This is a genomic window from Leptolyngbya sp. FACHB-261, assembly GCF_014696065.1.
GTDB lineage: Bacteria > Cyanobacteriota > Cyanobacteriia > FACHB-261 > FACHB-261 > FACHB-261.
The window spans coordinates 388,285-405,653 of sequence record NZ_JACJPL010000001.1 but is presented as its reverse complement, the minus strand read 5'-3'; the positions used below and the strand labels follow the sequence as shown (position 1 = coordinate 405,653).

Annotated in this window: 13 protein-coding genes; 8 read left to right on the top strand and 5 right to left on the bottom strand. The window is 49.7% G+C overall.

The window, feature by feature from the left end:
- Positions 1–7: 7 nt before the first annotated feature.
- The 5 genes from speA to H6F94_RS01805 all read right to left on the bottom strand — a co-directional run bounded on the left by speA (position 8) and on the right by H6F94_RS01805 (position 6,217).
- Positions 8–1,993 carry a biosynthetic arginine decarboxylase gene (gene speA / locus H6F94_RS01825; protein ID WP_190800511.1) on the bottom strand — a complete coding sequence of 662 codons (1,986 nt, stop codon included), beginning with the start codon at positions 1,991–1,993 and terminating at the stop codon, positions 8–10.
- A gap of 263 nt (positions 1,994–2,256) precedes the next feature.
- Positions 2,257–2,832, bottom strand: coding sequence for a TolB family protein (locus tag H6F94_RS01820; RefSeq protein WP_199320114.1), 576 nt, complete (start codon positions 2,830–2,832; stop codon positions 2,257–2,259).
- 12 nt (positions 2,833–2,844) lie between these two features.
- Positions 2,845–3,837 (bottom strand): AAA family ATPase, encoded by a 993-nt coding sequence (locus H6F94_RS01815; RefSeq protein ID WP_190800510.1) that lies wholly within the window; start codon positions 3,835–3,837, stop codon positions 2,845–2,847.
- A 140-nt stretch (positions 3,838–3,977) separates the two neighbouring features.
- Positions 3,978–5,732 (bottom strand): SpoIIE family protein phosphatase, encoded by a 1,755-nt coding sequence (locus H6F94_RS01810; protein WP_190800509.1) that lies wholly within the window; start codon positions 5,730–5,732, stop codon positions 3,978–3,980.
- Positions 5,733–5,830: 98 nt separating this feature from the next.
- Positions 5,831–6,217, bottom strand: coding sequence for an STAS domain-containing protein (locus H6F94_RS01805; RefSeq protein WP_190800508.1), 387 nt, complete (start codon positions 6,215–6,217; stop codon positions 5,831–5,833).
- 941 nt (positions 6,218–7,158) lie between these two features.
- Here H6F94_RS01805 and H6F94_RS33180 point away from each other — a divergent pair.
- The 8 genes from H6F94_RS33180 (at position 7,159) to H6F94_RS01765 (ending at position 17,310) form a co-directional block, all read left to right on the top strand.
- A complete protein-coding gene (locus H6F94_RS33180) occupies positions 7,159–9,603 on the top strand; it encodes a GumC family protein (RefSeq protein ID WP_190800507.1) in 2,445 nt (814 codons plus the stop codon).
- 260 nt (positions 9,604–9,863) lie between these two features.
- A complete protein-coding gene (locus H6F94_RS01795) occupies positions 9,864–10,739 on the top strand; it encodes an ABC transporter permease (protein WP_199320113.1) in 876 nt (291 codons plus the stop codon).
- A 23-nt stretch (positions 10,740–10,762) separates the two neighbouring features.
- Complete coding sequence (locus H6F94_RS01790) at positions 10,763–12,064, top strand: ABC transporter ATP-binding protein (RefSeq protein ID WP_190800506.1); 1,302 nt, start codon at positions 10,763–10,765, stop codon at positions 12,062–12,064.
- 27 nt (positions 12,065–12,091) lie between these two features.
- On the top strand, positions 12,092–12,886 hold the full coding sequence (locus tag H6F94_RS01785; RefSeq protein WP_190800505.1) for an FkbM family methyltransferase: 795 nt from the start codon (positions 12,092–12,094) through the stop codon (positions 12,884–12,886).
- Between the two features lie 39 nt (positions 12,887–12,925).
- Complete coding sequence (locus H6F94_RS01780; RefSeq protein ID WP_190800504.1) at positions 12,926–13,861, top strand: glycosyltransferase family 2 protein; 936 nt, start codon at positions 12,926–12,928, stop codon at positions 13,859–13,861.
- 22 nt (positions 13,862–13,883) lie between these two features.
- The gene (locus H6F94_RS01775; protein ID WP_190800503.1) at positions 13,884–15,170 is read left to right on the top strand and encodes a glycosyltransferase family 4 protein; all 1,287 of its coding nucleotides are present in this window, start codon (positions 13,884–13,886) and stop codon (positions 15,168–15,170) included.
- A 20-nt stretch (positions 15,171–15,190) separates the two neighbouring features.
- Entirely contained in the window at positions 15,191–16,291 is a 1,101-nt protein-coding gene (locus tag H6F94_RS01770; RefSeq protein WP_190800502.1) for a glycosyltransferase family 4 protein, read from the top strand.
- Positions 16,288–17,310, top strand: a complete 1,023-nt coding sequence (locus tag H6F94_RS01765; RefSeq protein ID WP_190800501.1) for a glycosyltransferase family 2 protein — start codon at positions 16,288–16,290, stop codon at positions 17,308–17,310. Before H6F94_RS01770 ends, H6F94_RS01765 begins: the two co-directional genes overlap by 4 nt.
- The last annotated feature ends 59 nt before the right edge of the window (positions 17,311–17,369 follow it).

Here is a 17,369-nt window from a genome sequence, read left to right as displayed (position 1 = left end):
AGTCCAGCTAAGCCAGATAGGTGTAGCGGCTCAGGGTGCGCTCGTAGTTTTGCAGCAGCATTTGCGACTCCTGCAGGGTGATGCGCTTTTCCTTGAGGGCACGCTCCGTTTCTTGCCGCACACTCTCGATCATGTCCTCGCTGTCGTATTGGACATATCCCAGCACTTCTTTCATGGAGTCGCCTTTAACTACATGCTCAATGCGGTAGCCGTCGGGCGCCAAATGAATATGCACGGCGTTGGTGTCGCCAAACAAGTTGTGCAGATTGCCCATGATTTCCTGGTAGGCTCCGTTCAAGAACATGCCCAGGTAATAGGGTTCGCCCTCGCGCCACTTGTGCAACTCCAGCAGAGGCTTCACATCGCGCAGGTCGATGAATTGATCGATTTTGCCATCACTATCGCAGGTTAAATCGGCAAGTGTGCCCCGCTCGGTTGGCTCTTCATCCAAACGATGAATTGGCATGATTGGAAACAGCTGATCGATCGCCCAGCTGTCAGGAGCCGACTGAAACACCGAGAGGTTGCAGTAATAAATCGATGCCAGGATCTTCTCTAGATCCTCCAAATCATCGGGCACATAATCCAGTTCTCGCACAATCTTCTGAATGCGCTTGCAGCACTCCCAGAACAATCGCTCAGCACGGGCCCGTTCTTGCAGGCTCAAATAGCCAAACGAGAACAAACTAACGGCCTCTTCTTTGAACTGAAAAGCGTCGTTGTAAGCTTCCTGGAAATTGTCGCGATTGATCGACAAATAGGTGTCGTAGAGATTACGAATCACCAAGTGATCGTCTTCCCCTGCGGGTTCGGGTTCAGCCGCTTTGACTTCGCTGACACCCAGCACGTCGAACACCAATACCGATTGGTGGGAAGCAATAGCACGACCACTTTCGCTGATTAGCGTCGGTACTGGCAGCTCTTCATCTTGACAAGCTTCTTTGACCTCAGCGACTACGTCATTGGCGTAGTTCTGCATGTTGTAGTTCTTGGAAGCGTGGAAGTTAGTTTGAGAGCCGTCATAATCCACACCTAAGCCCCCACCAACATCCAGGTAGCGCATATTTGCACCCAGCTTGGCAAGATTCACGTAAATCTGAGAGGCTTCACGAATCGCTTCTTTGATCGTGGCAATCGCAGAAATTTGGGAGCCGATATGAAAGTGCATCAGTTGCAATGCATTCAGCATATTAGCTTCGCGCAACTGCTCTACGGCTTCAATAATTTCAGGCACCGTTAAACCAAATTTAGCGCGGTCGCCGGTGGAACTGCCCCAACGGTTGATACCTCTGGTGCTGAGTTTGGCGCGTACCCCAATTACTGGCTCAACCCCTAAACGACGCGCTGTTTCAATGATCAACCGCACTTCGCTAAGCTGCTCAGCCACGATGATGGTGTTATGGCCCAAGCGACGCGCTAACAGAGCTGTCTCGATATACTCGCGGTCTTTGTAACCATTGCAGATTAGCAGCGCGCCGGGTGTTTTCAGGGTGGCAAGCGCGATCAGCAGTTCTGGTTTCGCTCCAGCTTCTAAACCGTATTGGTGAGCTTTGCCAAAGCGAACAATCGCTTCGATAATATGGCGCTGCTGGTTAACCTTAACCGGGAAGACGCCGCGATAGACGCCATCGTAGTTGTAGCGAGCAATGGCACGGGCAAAGCAAGCGTTCAGACGCTCGATGCGGTCTTCAAGAATATCTGAGAAGCGAATCAACAGGGGCAAGCCCAAATTGCGGGCAGCCAGATCATTGACTAACTCATACAGATCTAGGGAGCCTCCCCGGTCGCCCTGCGGCGAGACGGTGACATGTCCAGCGTGGTTGATGCTGAAGTAAGGCTCTCCCCAGCCGCTGATCCGATATAGCTCTTCGCTTTCAAGGACTGTCCAGGTGGGCTTCGGACGAGAAATCATCAGAGCACTGCCGGGCTCTGCTGGATTTTGGCTGTTGCGTTGCTCGCTCTGGGAGAGACCTTGCACGTTTCGGACCCTCATAACCGTAACCCTCCTGGCATCGTTATCAAATTTGACAGAAGCTTCAGTCTAAGACATCCCCATTTCAAATCCAAAGGGATAACCGGCCTAAAACTGTAGGACTTTCCGCTTGTGGTCGCAAGCCGCTTTTCCTGGGTTTGGACGACGCTGGGGGTTCAGCTTTTTGCCACTAGGCTTGGCAGTGCTGCAACGCTATCTGCCTAATGACCTGCCTAATAATAAGAGTTGCGTTTCAGGCTAGAGCCTCCATCTATCTCTGTCTATTAGGGTGATTCCTTAGGTGCAGAGCGAACTGGTTTGGGCTGTACTCCTGGATCTAAGTTGCCCAGGTCGAAAATTTCTACATCCCACTGGCCTCTACGGTTCGTCTCAAAGCTGAGCAAACGCCCGTCACCGCTGAGACTGGGTTGGGCAACGGAGCCGATAAAGTCACCTGTAATCAGCCGAGCCTCCTGGCTAGCCCGGTCATAGACAAAAATATCGGCTTTGCCGCGCTGCTCTGAGACATAGGCTAAATAGCGCCCGTCGCCGCTCAACGACGGTTGCTCCTGCACAGAGTCCGGATAGTTCAAACCGGGCAAGGGCAACAGCCGTCGCTGGCGCACGTCATACAAATAGATGTCCCGTCTGCCGTTCCGGTCAGAGGTAAAGGCCAGGAGGCTGCCGTCGTAATTGAAGGCAGGCATTTCATCGCCTAGCTGACTATTCAGCCCCCGACCAAAGAGATCAACCCCTGGTGTTTGTCGCACTGGGCCACCAATGCAGCCGGTTAAACCCAGCAGCACTGCCATCCACCAGGAGAAAGGCTTCAGGCGCTTGAGTGAATCTACTCGCTTCACCGTTCGCCTAACTTACCGCTCACCAAAGCGGGGCCGGTCGTAGCCGTACTCCAGGGAGCGAGAAGCACCACGGTTTGAGTTCTGACCTGAGTTTGACTCCTGTCTCGGTTGCTCCTGTCTTGAACTGTGGTTGAGCCCCATGTACTCACTGGATAGACCACTGTCAATTGCACTCTGCTCTTGCTCGATCTGCTCGCCCCAATGCACCAACAGATCCAGCGTTAGCCTGGGCGGGTCAAAGACTGGAGGCTTACCATCATTGTTCACAAGCTTGAGGTTGATGTTCTCCAGACCCCAGTTCTTAAGTTGGGAGAGCAGTTGGTCATCGTAAAGCCGCGAACGGATCGCACCAAAGAAATCTACGGGCCGATCAGGGAAGTGAGCCACCAAGCGATCTACCTCGGCCTGAGCGATGCGGTCTTCACTAAATAACTGCCGCACAATTTCCCGTCGCTCTTCCGTCGCCGGTTGCCAGAGGAACTTGGTCATCCGACCGTCTCGGGTCAGTGGTGCATAAAGAGTTGAAAAGTCGTTGCCAGTCACAATAATCGGCACCCGTGCTGTTGGCTCAGACGAGTAACTACCAGGCAGTTGCACCCTGGTCGGGTTATCGGCAATCGCCATCAGCGTGGCTGTGACGATCTGCGTGTTAACGGTGTATTGGGTTGCGCCTGCCCAACGACCCGCACCTGCGTCGATATCGTGGATCACGAGTACCGCAACTTTGCCCCGGACCTGTACTAATTCTGCTGCCTCAAGGTAGCGCACGCGGATCATGCGACCCGGTTCACCCGCGTCTGGGCTTTCCAGTTCACCAGCCGCAATATGAATCGTCAAGGCGCGCATTTCTTCTAAAATGCGCTCCACCATGAAGGATTTGCCTTCACCTTTAGCGCCATGCACGCCCAAAATTAGGGCAGGCTGGACCTTGGGCAACTCAACAAAATTCTTGGCGATGTGCAGAGCAACCCTATCGCGGAAGCGGTCAGGAATGTAGTAATCCATGGTTACCAATGCAGGTTCAATGCGTATGCGGGCTCCCTCGCATCTTAGCGATATCTGTCCACGGCAGAGCGCCCAGGCAGAAACGCAGTCAACCAGAAACGCAGTCAGCCAGAGCTACCAGAGCCTACCTGTGAAAGTCCCTAGATAATCTCTAGCGACAGCAGAGTCTGGTCGTCCTCCTGCGGTCCTGCTTGCGCCTGTACCTGGTCGAGCAGACGATTGAGATCGAAGGCACCGGCAGCCAGGTTGCGCAGCAAGTGCCAGAGGCCGTCTTGTTCCAACAGAACGCCCTGCCCAATGCCCTGCCCGTCTAGGGCAGAAGCGGCAAAGGCTTCTCGTAGTGGGGTTCCCTGCACTGAGGCCTCAGTCACGCCATCACTCAGTAACAGTAGCGTCTGTCCAGGCTCTAGGGTCAAAGTTTCGCCCGTTCCTCGCCACACAGGCAGAATGCCCAAAGGTAGACCCCTTGCCTTGAGGTAGCGGGGCTTGCCCTGCCCATTCAGGTCAGCCTGGGACCACAGCAGGGGGTAGACATGTCCTGCGCTGGCGTAGGTTAGCTCACGGGTTTCTGGCGTGTAGCGAGCCAGGAGCATGGTGATAAAGCGGTTATTGCCAATCAGATCTTCAGCCAAACATTCGTTAAGCGTGTGCAGAACTACATCCGGCGAACCTGCATCAGCCTGAGAAACTTCGCGGCGCAGCACCGACAGCAGACTGGCCATGAACAGAGCTGCTGGAACGCCTTTGCCCGCTACGTCGCCTACTGCCAGCCAGACGTCACCTTCAGGGTGAACAAACACCTCAAAAAAATCGCCGCCGACTGCCTGGGCCGGATAGCAACAAGCCTGAATGCGCAAACCGGGAATTTCTGGCCAGGTCTGACGCAGCAGATTGGACTGGATCTGACGCGCAACTTCCAACTCAGAGTGCAGTTGTTGCGCCTGTGCTTGCGTCTGTTGATAAAGCCTGGCTTGAGACAGGGCCAGAGCGGCTTGCTGTGCCACTACCTCAATGAGCTGCGTATCTTCGGCTCGCCAGGACCGGGGCAGATCCATTTGATAAATCGAGAGCACTGCCAGCAGCATCGTTCGATGGATCAAGGGTACCGAAAGCTGTTGGGGCAAAGGGCTGGAAGCGTCTAACTGAGTGAGCAGCGTGGTCGCAGCAGCCTGCGCTAAAGCTTCACAACCGCCGGGCTCTTCTGAGCTGGTTTCGGGGCTGGTTTCTGAGTTGGCTGATTCTAGGTTTGCTATTTCCGGCTCTGCCGCTTCTAACAACTTAGGCTTGCGATACTCAAACGCCTCTGCGCTCAAGCGGACTCCACCTTGGGGCTGCAACTCGACCAGACGCAGAACACAACAGCTGGCCCCAAACGTTCGCCCAACGATCTCAACCAGCGTTTTCAGAATGCTACTGACATCCAGCGACTCTCGAATCGCAGTGGTGATCGCATTGAGCAAAAATTCCCGTTGCAGAGCCCGGTTGAGTTCCTCGGTGCGCTGCTTGAGGACGCGGTAAGTTTCGGCAGCTTGACGAACGACCACACGCAGTTCTTCTGGGTCCCAGGGCTTGGTGATGTACTTGAATACCTTGCCGGTGTTGATCGCCTCCACCAAATCTTCCACATCGGTATAGCCGGTGAGGACAATGCGCAGCGTGTCGGGAAACTGCTCAACGGTGCGGCTGAGAAACTCGATGCCTCCCATCTCTGGCATGCGCTGATCGGAGATGATCACCGCCACTTCACCGACCTGCTCTAGCTGAGCTAAAGCGGTCTGACCGCTATCCGCCCGTAATACCTCAAAATCCCGACGAAAGGTACGGTAGAGCAGATCGAGATTATCTGGCTCATCATCGACCACCATCAGCTTGAGCTTTTCATCCGACTGGCCCATGCCTATTACCCTACGCAATGGGTGTGAAGATGACAGGTGCGACTTGGCTACAAAGAACCATTGCTTTAATCCAGCCTAGTCAGGTTCTGAAAAACGCGCTACTCAGCTGGATTTGGGGATGGCTGCTCTCGCTCAACTGCCACGGGGAAACTGGCAGCTAAAGCCTGCGCCTCATCATCAAAAATCTCAAACACGGTGTCCATCATCGTTACTTCAAACACCAAGCGTGCCACAGGGTTGATATTGCACAGGCGCAAACTGCCCTTAACTTTATCTGCATCCCGTATACCGGCTACCAGGGCTGTCAAACCGGAGCTGTCAATGAACTGAACTTGAGCTAAGTTAAGTACGACGTGTTGGTATTCTGCGATACAATTCTGCAGCTTAAGGCGAAATTGCCAGGCAGATGTAATATCTAACCGACCGACCGGTTTTAGCACGTGTACCCTCAGACCGTCACGGGTGATCTGAGTTTTTTCCTCCATATCGTCACAAGCTCCGTTCATGAGGGGATGAGCAGGTAGCATCCTGAGGGATGCTGGTCAGAGATGCACTTAACTTTATGGACAACAACCCTGCTGCATTGAAGTCAAGCGAGCATCATCATCGGGGCTGTAACCGTTAGGTTGTTCACGCTTCCCCGTCTCACCATCCGGACAAAAACGGAATCTTGGACAGAAACAGCGCAAGAATTAGGGCTGTGACAGCAGATTCTCAACCCCTTCCCACTCTACACATCCTGTTTCCTTTCTACAGGGTGGCAGACGGAGCAACAGCCAGATGCGGCTAGCCTGCCCCTATCTATAACCTGTGGCCTTCGATTTGGCTGTAACCTGACAGCCCTCCTCTTGCTCGCTTAGCTTCTCCAGATATTCCAGATATTTAGAGATAGTGACAGTAGCGGCCTCCAAATGCAGTGGCAAACCTGGCACAATTCAGCTAGCCAGCAAAACCAAAGCCTTCTTTCACCCAATTGCCCTGCAACCACTGGTAGGTGCCTTGACGAACTGAGTAAGGGCTCTATACTTGTGTAGAAACTGACCCCAGACCGTTAAGAGCACTGGCTTTCACTGCCCAGAGCCTTGCCGAAGGGGAAACTGAGGGGCTCTGTATGACTGAACAGCTGCCCTTCGGATTGTCTTTTTCGTTTGAGAGTTCGTTTGAGAGATTGAGCTACCGAGATTGGGGCACACGAGATTGGCACAGGCTTGAGATCGCTTCTTTGCCAGGAGTCTTCCCTGCAAGAGCTTGCAAGCGATAGTCCTCTTGAAAACCTTGGGCAAAACCTACTGCGATTTTTCTTCCTGCTTTCAAGTTGGCAGTCCGGACAATCTGGATTCATCTGGCTGAATCCGTTTGTCTGAACCAAACTGTCTGAACAGAATATCTGCGACTGAAGTCTGACTAAAACCTGTAACTAAAACCTGTGACTAAAGATTGGCGCCCATCTCGAAACACAGCCAGTGGCTTATCAGGGTCAGAAGTGGGCTATCAGGAAACCTTACTCGGCGACCAGGGCTATCGCAGACGGCAGGACGGCGTGCGTCGTTCTCTGCCCAACTCCGAGTCTGAGCTTAACCCTCAGGAATTTGGCAAGATTTTGCTCAAGCGGCGCTGGTGGTTCCTCAGCGTCTTTTTGGGTGTGACTGCCCTTTGTGCAGCTTGGACTTGGACTCGACCGCCGCGTTACTTTGCCACCAGCGAAATCATGCTGGCGAACCCAGCAATCCCCACAGAAGCGGGGGGCGGCAACCCGACCACAGATGCGCTCGTACAGGTCAAAAGGGGCTATGACTTTGAAACACTCAAGCAGGTTTTGACTAGCCCCTCGGTGATCTCACAGGTACAGGAACGATTGCAGGCAGAGCTGCCTAACTTCGCCGGTAGCCCACCCTCAGGAACGCTGCCTGGTCAGCTGACGCTTCAACAGCTGCCAGAAGCTCAGGTCATCCAGTTGCGCTACGAAAGCGGAGACCCCGCCGAAGTTTATCTGGTGCTGAACACGCTGCAAAAGATTTATCTGGAGTACGGGCGGCAACAGCAACGGCTAAACATTGGTCAGGCAATTAAGTTTGTCGAGAGCCAAATTCCCCAGCAGCAGCAACAGGTTGCCAAGGCTGAGGCGGAATTACGAGCCTTCCGCCAAACCTATAGCCTGGTAGACCCACAAGTACAAAGCGGTAGCCTCGCTACCTCGATCACCGGCACTGAGCAAAGTCGCCAGGAAGCTCAGACTCAACTTGAAGAAGCCCGTACCCTCTACGCCAGCCTGCAAAATCGGTTGGGCTTTCAACCCGATGAAGCACTAGCCGCTTCGGCGCTCAGCCAGTCCACCCGTTATCAAGCCTTGCTCGATCAGCTCCAGGAGGCTGAGCTGAAACTAGCCGAAGCCCGCAATCGCTTCCGGGACTCCCACCCCCAGGTCCAGGCTCTATTGGGACAGAGGCAGCAGGTGATTGGTTTGCTCAATCAAGAAGCCCGCAATACTCTAGGCGATCAACTGTTCGGTCGGGTTGCCGTTGAGCAAAGTGGCGGTGGCTTTGGCTCCAATCTGCCCAGCCCAGGTAGCCGACCCGCCCTGTCCGCCCAGCAAAATCTGAACTCGGTCCGGTTGGACTTGGCAAAGCAGCTGATAGAGACCGAAAACAACATTCGCGTGTTAGAGGTGCGCACCTCGGCCTTGACCACAGCAGAGGGGCGGCTGCGCCAGCAGTTCCAGAACATGCCTGAACTGCTGAGCCGTTACACCGAACTAGATCGTGATGTGCAGGTGGCAACCGAAGCCCTGCGAAAAATGCTGACTGTGCGCCAGGAGTTGCAGGTTTCCTCTGCACAAGAGGGTGTCCCCTGGCAACTAATTCGCCCAGCCGTGCTGCCGGAGCAGCCCTTTGCGCCTAACCACACTCGCAACTTGATCCTGGGCGTGATGGCTGGAACGATTCTGGGTAGCGCTGCCGCCCTGTTGCGCCACCAGATGGACGACACGCTGCACTCGGTTGAAGAACTTAAGAACGCCACGCCCCATCCACTATTGGGATCGGTGCCCTACTCTGTGGCCTCGGCCCTGGCGATCTGGCGTCAGGAAGCTCGCTCGGCTCTGCACACCGCCTCAGCGGCTACCCAAACGCCTTCTAGGCCCAGCTACGCTAGAGCCGTCGCTTCGCCCGCTCACTACAATCGCTCTCTGTATGTGGAGGCGTTGCGCTCGTTGTACACAAATCTGCGCTTTGTCTCCTCGGAGCGCCCGGTCCGCACCTTTGTTATGACCTCCTCCATGCCGAAGGAAGGCAAATCAACGTTGTGCTGCGGCTTAGCTTCGGTGATTGCTGACCAGGGACAACGGGTGCTGCTGGTGGATGCCGATTTGCGCCGTCCCAGCGTCCATCGCTACCTGGATTTGCCTAATGTGCGGGGTTTGAGCAGTGCCCTAGTACGCGAGGAAGACTGGCAGCAGTGGGTGCAGGCGTCTGAGGTGCCAGGTTTAGAGGTGATGACCTCCGGCCCCTTGCCGCCCAATCCGGTGGGTTTGCTCGATTCGCAACGCATGGCCCAACTGCTCGAAGACATGCGCCACGCCTACGACTACGTGATCATTGACGCGCCGCCTGCCTTGGGGCTAACGGATGCAGCGGTGCTAGCGCCCTTGACCGATGGTGTAGTGCTAGTAGCTCGCTTAGGCCAAGTAACCCGAGGCATGGCCCGACAGGTATCAGAATCGCTGGCCCAGGTAAATGTGTTGGGTGTAGTTGCCAACTCGGTGAACGAGTCAGGAGATCGCTATTATTACCAGCACTACTACCACTACTACGGCGAAGCAGTGCCGGAGAACCTGAACACTAGCCCAGCCCGCAAAGGGTTGTTTAGAAAATAGTCAAAGCCCTTGTTACGGCTGTGCCTAGATTAGCCATGTATCAGCATAATAATATCTCCCTAGCAGACGGGCCCTCGCTCCCTTATGGAGGGCTTAGATCTGGGCCTAGAGCTCTGGCAGGGAAAACCAGTAATCAATGACTACAATGAAGCGCTGACAACAGTAGATGCGCTGCACAACAATGTTGTCCCCTGATAGGTTTCTGCGGGGGCTTTGTCGTGGGATTCATTTGAACCAGTTTTATAGAGAGTGTTTTGAAATTGTCTGAAGCAGCAGAACAGAGAATCAAAAGAGGGACGAAGTCGCGGGAAGCAACCACTCAGGTTTTGCGAATCGAGGCTTCTCAGGGTTGGGGATCACTTCAACTCAAAGAACTCTGGGACTATCGAGATCTGATCTATTTTCTGCTGTGGCGGGAGGTGAAGGGACGCTATCGGCAGATGGCCCTGGGACCGCTGTGGATTGTGCTTCAGCCCCTCGTGGATATGGTGATTTTCAGCCTGATCTTTGGCGTGGTTGCCAAGTTGCCTTCAGATGGCTTGCCCTACCCACTTTTTTCCTACAGTGGGCTACTGCCGTGGAACTTCTTTATGCGGGCAACGAGTAGCAGTGCTAATTGTTTGCTGAGCAATGCCCAATTGATTTCTAAGGTGTATTTCCCCAGATTAGTGGTGCCGCTGGTCAGTGTGTTGTCAGGGCTCATTGATTTCGGCGCATCGCTGATTATTCTGCTGGGCATGATGGTGTTTTATGGCATTCAATTAACGCCTTGGGCGTTGACTATGCCACTGTTCTTAGCACTGATGGCAGCGACGGCATTGGGTGTGGGCTTGTGGTCGGCAGCACTGACCGTGTATTTCCGTGATGTCGGTTTTATGATGGGCTACTTGCTACGGGTATGGATGTATGCGACGCCTGTGGCTTACTCAACCAATGTGATTCCAGAGCGGTGGCAGTTTCTCTATCGGTTGAATCCAACCACGGGCGCGATTGAGGGCTTTCGTTGGGCGCTGCTAGGGGTAGGCGAGCCACCAAGGTTAGCGGTATTGATTTCCACAGTGTTTGTCTTGGTGTTGCTGGTGACTGGAGCATATTTCTTCCGTCGCACCGAACGAACGATTGTGGATGTGGTTTAAGGGGAATTAAGTACCAGAGCAGTATGTCAGATACGGTTATTCGAGTTGAAAATCTGAGCAAGCGCTACCGCATTGGCGCAGCCCAGAAAATCCCCAAGGGCAAACGGGAAGCTCTGGTGAGTTCACTCGCTGCACCGTTTTCTTATCTAAAACGGGCCTTTAGTGAACCCTCACCAGAAGAGGTGTATTGGGCGCTGAAGGATGTTTCGTTTGAAGTCAAGCAAGGCGAAATCGTTGGCATTATTGGCCGCAATGGTGCGGGCAAAAGTACGCTTCTGAAGATCCTCTCGCGCATTACTGAGCCGACTAGTGGTTTTGCCGAAATCCGAGGGCGGGTAGGCTCTCTGTTAGAAGTCGGCACAGGCTTTCATCCAGACCTGACTGGGAGAGAAAATATCTACCTGAACGGCACAATTCTGGGCATGCGCAAGTGGGAGATTGATCGCAAGCTGGACGAAATTGTGGCGTTTGCAGAAGTTGAGAAGTTTTTAGATACGCCGGTTAAGTATTATTCCTCTGGGATGTACGTTCGTCTTGCCTTTGGAGTGGCAGCTCATCTAGAACCAGAAATTTTGATCGTAGATGAAGTGCTAGCAGTTGGCGATTCTGATTTTCAGAAGAAGTGCTTAGGAAAGATGAAAGAAGTTCGCAGTGGGGGACGAACAGTTCTGTTTGTCAGCCACAATGTGAGTGTGATCCAAACGTTGTGTGAGCGTTGTCTAGTTCTACAGAAAGGTCTTTTACTATCAGATCAAACCTCCACTTCTGCAATACAAAACTATTTGCAAAATGCCTCTGCTAACTCTTTCGCTCGTCAGAGACAGGTAGACGGTAATCCAACTTTAGTCCTAGGCCAGTTAGAGTTTATAAACCAATTGTTGGACTCGAAGGTTCGAATTGATGTTGAAGTGTTTACTAATGAGCCAAAACAAGTCAGCTTGGACCTTCGCCTCTCAGATGGTATGGGAAGTCCTGTAGGGTACGGTTCCTTTGGAGCATTAGATCCAACTAAACTTGTTGAGCTTAAGTCTGGACTAAATCGAATTTCTTTTACTCTGTCAACAGAGCAGCTTGCAGTTGGTACGTATTCGATCAGTTTAGATCTCACTTTGCCCGATGTGAGATACTACGATCGCGTTGAAGATTGCCTTCAGTTTGAGGTTGTTCGCACACCTTCAAGAACTGCTAAGCGAGTTTTGCCTCAGTCGTGGAGATATGGTTCCTTAGAGCTTACCCTAAGAAGCTTGAAGGAGCCACTTACTCTCAATGATACAGATTCGAGTGAAATTGAGGACAATGAATTTAGAAGGCTTGCAAAGAGTTAAACGATTGGACAGGTTTACAAGTTTCAAATGAAGATGGTACCTAAAGTTCTCATTCAAAAATCTTTGAATTGGTTAGGCCTTGAGTTGCACCGCCTTCCAACAGAGGAGCAAAAAAGGCAAATTGCCGAACAACATAAACAAATCGTTGAGCAGCATAGATTGACGCTCGAAGCAGAGCAGAGAAAGCTATGGTTAAAGTCTACTGGGGTCAAGACAGTAATCGACATTGGAGCAAACATAGGACAATTCGCTCAAGAGATTCATGAAGCATTACCTGAAGCATTAATCTATTCATTTGAGCCTCTGAAAGATTGCTATGAGGAGTTGTTCGCTAAAGCAAAAGGCATTCCACAGTTCAGAGTATTTAATGTGGCTCTAGGAGACGAGTCGGGAGAAATAGATATTTATTCCAATGAATTCTCGCCATCCTCTTCTTTTCTGCCTATGGAAAACTTACATAAAGAATGCTTTCCCTATACCAAAGAGGTAATACCTCAAAAAGTTAAGATTCTTCGGTTAGATGACATTGCAAGTAGTCTAGACCTGCCTCAACCAATTTTGGTCAAAATAGATGTACAGGGATTTGAAGACAGAGTTATTTCAGGGGGCATGAGTGTAATTAATCGAGCAAGCACTCTCATTATTGAATTATCTATTGAAAAGCTATATAAGGATCAATTGCTTTTTGATGAAATGTATCGGCTCATAACGAAGTTGGGATTTCAGTATCGAGGTAATTACGATCAGCTTCAAAATCCGGATGATAGACGAATACTACAAGTCGATGGAATTTTTACTCGCAGCAGGGCGTTAGATTACTGAGACTTTGAAGGTGGTCTGTGCTCTCGATCGAAAAAATGTATGAGATTACGATTCAGCGTTATAACCCCCTCTTTTTGTCAAGGACAATTCATTGAGAGAACCATACAGAGCGTTTTAGATCAACGTCTTCCCAAAGAGGAATATGAGTACATAGTTTGCGATGGGGGTAGTAAAGATGAAACAATAAGGGTGCTGCAACATTACAATCAACATATAAAGTGGATATCAGAACCCGATAAGGGCCAAGCTGATGCGGTTAATAAAGGAATCTTGATGACGGCAGGGGATATCATCGCGTGGATAAATTCTGACGATGTTTACTACCCAAATACTTTTGAAGAAGTAAGGGAGATATTTGAGAAAAATCCAGATGTCCAAGCTTTATACGGAGACGCTGATCATATTGATGAGCAAGGTCAGATTATAGGGGCTTATCCAACTGAGCCTTGGGACTATAAGCGTTTAGTAGAAATTTGCTATTTGTGCCAGCCGGCAGTGTTTTTTCGGAGAAGTTTAGTTGAGAACCTAGGCACTTTAGATAGCACATTGCAATATTGTATGGATTATGAGTTATGGCTTCGCTACGGTCAGTACTTCCAATTCTACTACCTTAGAAAAAAACTTGCCGGATCGCGATTATATGCAAGTAATAAAACTCTTAGCCAAAGAGAAGCAGTCCATCACGAAATTAACGATATGCTACATCAAAAATTCAATAGTGTTCCTGATAGATGGATTTTAGGCTATGCCTATATTAAGTCTCAAGATATAACAGCTCTCGAACAAACTGATCAGAATCAAGGCAAACACATTGCAGATGTATTTCTATGGGCTAGCTTACTTGCGTTTTTGTACTGGCGAAAATATGTTCCGCCGAAGATTTTTCTTTCTCTTATAAAATGGTGGTTTAATAATCGAAGAGCAAAGAGAACTAGGCAAGATACTGTTGAAAGCATCCGCATCTACTTTACTTAAAGTAGTTTCTTCTACTTAAAGCATGAAGATTATCTACGATATATCAGTTCTTGGAACCGGCCATCTCAATCCACGTGCTCGCACAGGAGTCTTTCGAGTTGCTGAGAACATCGCTTATGGATTGGCTGATTCGAAGGAATTAGACTTGTCTTTCTGTGCTGACAGTGATTTAGCTGCCTCTCTAGACTATTTGAGAACCAACCCTAAACTTAAAAAAATTTCTCTTTCTCTACCGAGACTTACGAGAATCAAAAATTTTTTAGATGGTTGCGTTTCAAGTTTCAATTCTGAAATTAATGGTGGCAAGGCGCCGTTACCTAAAAAGATTTCTCTAAGGGTGGCAAGGAGGTTTACACATTCTGCTAGTAACTTGCTTGCACCATACTCTTTGGGAATCCACCCTGAAGAACTAAATCGGGCGGATGTAATTCATTCTCCTTTCTATCCTTTGTCTAAGCAAATAAGAGAGACAAAACAAGCAAAGAAGTTTTTGACGATTTGCGATATGATTCCTGTTCTGTATCCAAATTTCTTTGAATCTGATGTAGAAAGCCTTTTTACAAGAATTTTAAGTAGCCTAGATTCGGACGGCTATGTCACTTGCATTTCCCATGCAACTAAACAGGATTTATGTAATTATCGTGAGGATATTGATCCCTCTAAAGTATTCGTGACTCATTTAGCTGCCTCTGATCTTTTTTATCCCTGCCCTGATTCCCAACAGATTCTTATCTCTTTAAAGAGATACGGTATTCCAGAGACTCCTTACATCTTGAGCTTAAGTACTCTAGAGCCCCGCAAAAATATTGATCACACAATTCGGTCTTTCACAAAGCTAGTTCTGCAAGAGAATATCAAAGATTTGAACCTTGTCCTCGTGGGTACAAAAGGCTGGAACTATGACAAGATTTTTAGTGAAATCGCGGGTTCTAGCCAGCTGAAAGACCGAATTTTTGTAACAGGTTATGTTGCAGATGAGGACCTGGCAGCGCTCTACAGTGGTGCTCTCGCTTTTGTCTATCCTTCCTTTTACGAGGGATTCGGCTTACCTCCCTTAGAAGCAATGCAGTGCGGTATCCCGGTCATCACCTCAAATACCTCTTCTTTACCCGAAGTAGTTGGAGATGCAGGTATCATGGTTTCCCCAACTGACACTGACGCCTTGTGCCACAGCTTGCTTGAAGTTTATAACAACTCCTCACTCAGAGCATCTATGGCTAAAAAATCTCTAGAGCGAGCAAAGAAATTTAGCTGGAAAAGATGCACTCAGGAAACTATTGCGGCTTATAAGGTAGCACTGAGTAGTTAGCCCAAACAAGAACTACCCAAATGCGTATTCTTTATGACGGTCAAATTTACGCAATCCAATTTGCTGGAGGGGTTAATCGGTACTTTGCCAACCTAATTAGTAGGTTGCCAGAGGACTACACTCCACTTCTAACGACCTGTCAGAACCGTGAGGTTAACTATCCAACTCATCCAAACCTCAAGGTTTTCTTCTACAAAAGATTTGGCTTTCGTCCTGGTCGCCTCTCGTACTGGCTTGAGAAGTACTACTTTAGAAGTGTAACCAATTTTGGAAGATACGAGGTTTTCCATCCAACTTACTACTCGCTTCTAACTCAACAAAACTTCGATACAGTCAAACGCCCTATTGTGGTGACTGTTTATGACATGATTCACGAGCTTTTCGCAAAGCAAACGGATCCTGACGGTCACCAAATCGAGGAGAAACGCCAAGCAGTCCTAGCGGCACAAGCAATTATCTGTATCTCCGAAAATACGAAAAAAGACTTGCTTGAGCGATACCCTGCGTTAGAAGACAGAGTGACAGTCACGTATCTTGCTACAGATATGAATGTAAGTCTGGCCTACGGCACTGAGGCTGTGCCAACTCGGCCCTACTATCTTTATGTTGGTAGCCGATATAACTACAAAAATTTCGATCGCATACTCATGGCCCTTGCAAAGGCTATAAGTATTCGGCCTGAGCTGATGCTATGTGTGGTCGGTCCAGCGTTTAATGATGAAGAGAAACAACTTGTTGCCACCCTAAACTTGGCCCATGCTATCGAGCACTACAATTATGCTGATGATAGACACTTGGCTAAGCTCTATCGCTGTAGTCTTGCTTTAGTGTACCCTTCCCTGTATGAAGGCTTTGGCATACCGCCTTTAGAAGCTATGTCATGCAGAACAGCTGTTGTCGCTTCTAACTGCTCCAGTATTCCTGAGGTCGTCGGTGATGCTGGTATATTGTTTGGTCCCAACTCAATAACTGACCTAGCTGATATTTTGATCGATTTATCTGAAAACCCCACGAAACGCGATGAGCTAATTGCAAAGGGCGAGAAAAGAGCAACAATGTTTAGTTGGGAGAAAACCGCTGCTCAAACTCTCGCTGTTTATCAGGCAATAAGTAACAAATGACTGTTGGTAACGTACTAGATATTAAAGATTTACCGCCACCGCTAGAAGGTAAAGCTGGGTGGCCGTGGACGGAGCAGAGCCCAAAACTGCCAGAAAAAAGGCCAGATGGTTCCGACTGGCCTCGTGTTAGTATCGTTACTCCTAGCTACAATCAAGATCAGTTTTTAGAAGAAGCAATTCGTTCTGTTCTATTGCAAGGATATCCCAACCTGGAGTACATCATTATTGATGGAGGCAGTACAGACAACTCTACCGAAATCGTCAAGAAGTATTCGCCTTGGTTAAGCTATTGGGTCAGTGAACCTGACCGAGGCCAATCCCATGCTATCAACAAGGGATTTGAGAGATGTACTGGGGATTACATTGCCTGGATGAACTCTAGCGACTGCTATCTGCCCAAAGCTCTTTCACTTTTTGCTGGCTCAAATGTGGCGATTGCTGATTTTATCTTTGGCTGGAAGGCTTACAGTGGCTTTTCTCTAGAAGAGGCTACCATCAGCTATAGCACTGGGGTTAGAGATCTAAAACTGAAGAGTTTGCTACGTTTCTTCTATAGCACAGACTATATTATTCCTTCTCAGTCTGTATTCATCGCCAGAGGCTTTGCTGAAAAGATTGGTTTCTTGCAGGAAGATTTGCACTACTGTATGGACTTGGACTGGTACGCCAGAATAGCTCTTGCCAAACCGACAGTTTATAACCATGAAGAGCCGATCTGTTTCTACCGATTCCATGATGATGCTAAAACTAGACGCGCTGGAATAGCAGTCAAAATAGAGGCGATCAAAATCGCCCAAGAGTATGCAGCCTTTCTGTCTCCAAATGAGCGAAGAGAGCTGCATAGCCTCATTGCCTACTCCAACAGATTGGAAGAGTTGTCGCTAAAGCCAAGAGAAACCCTTCTTGGTGACTTGTTGAAGGCTGTGATTGATTTTCCAGTCCAAGGACTAAGGGACCGTCGCTTTCTTGGTTTGATCAAACGCGCTTTGGCTCAGCGAATAGTTCCTTCATTTCGATAGAAATGCAAGATCTCTATTGCTCACTCCTCTTCGTTAGCAACGAGAATTATAAATGATTC

Bases quoted from the DNA above. Each gene is read 5' to 3' on its own strand.
- H6F94_RS01810 (WP_190800509.1), bottom strand. From the start codon at position 5,732: ATGGGCCAGTCGGATGAAAAGCTCAAGCTGATGGTGGTCGATGATGAG.
- H6F94_RS01765 (WP_190800501.1), top strand. From the start codon at position 16,288: ATGACTGTTGGTAACGTACTAGATATTAAAGATTTACCGCCACCGCTA.
- H6F94_RS01780 (WP_190800504.1), top strand. From the start codon at position 12,926: ATGAGATTACGATTCAGCGTTATAACCCCCTCTTTTTGTCAAGGACAA.
- H6F94_RS01785 (WP_190800505.1), top strand. From the start codon at position 12,092: ATGAAGATGGTACCTAAAGTTCTCATTCAAAAATCTTTGAATTGGTTA.
- H6F94_RS01805 (WP_190800508.1), bottom strand. From the start codon at position 6,217: ATGGAGGAAAAAACTCAGATCACCCGTGACGGTCTGAGGGTACACGTG.
- H6F94_RS01790 (WP_190800506.1), top strand. From the start codon at position 10,763: ATGTCAGATACGGTTATTCGAGTTGAAAATCTGAGCAAGCGCTACCGC.
- H6F94_RS01815 (WP_190800510.1), bottom strand. From the start codon at position 3,837: ATGGATTACTACATTCCTGACCGCTTCCGCGATAGGGTTGCTCTGCAC.
- H6F94_RS01770 (WP_190800502.1), top strand. From the start codon at position 15,191: ATGCGTATTCTTTATGACGGTCAAATTTACGCAATCCAATTTGCTGGA.
- speA (WP_190800511.1), bottom strand. From the start codon at position 1,993: ATGAGGGTCCGAAACGTGCAAGGTCTCTCCCAGAGCGAGCAACGCAAC.
- H6F94_RS01775 (WP_190800503.1), top strand. From the start codon at position 13,884: ATGAAGATTATCTACGATATATCAGTTCTTGGAACCGGCCATCTCAAT.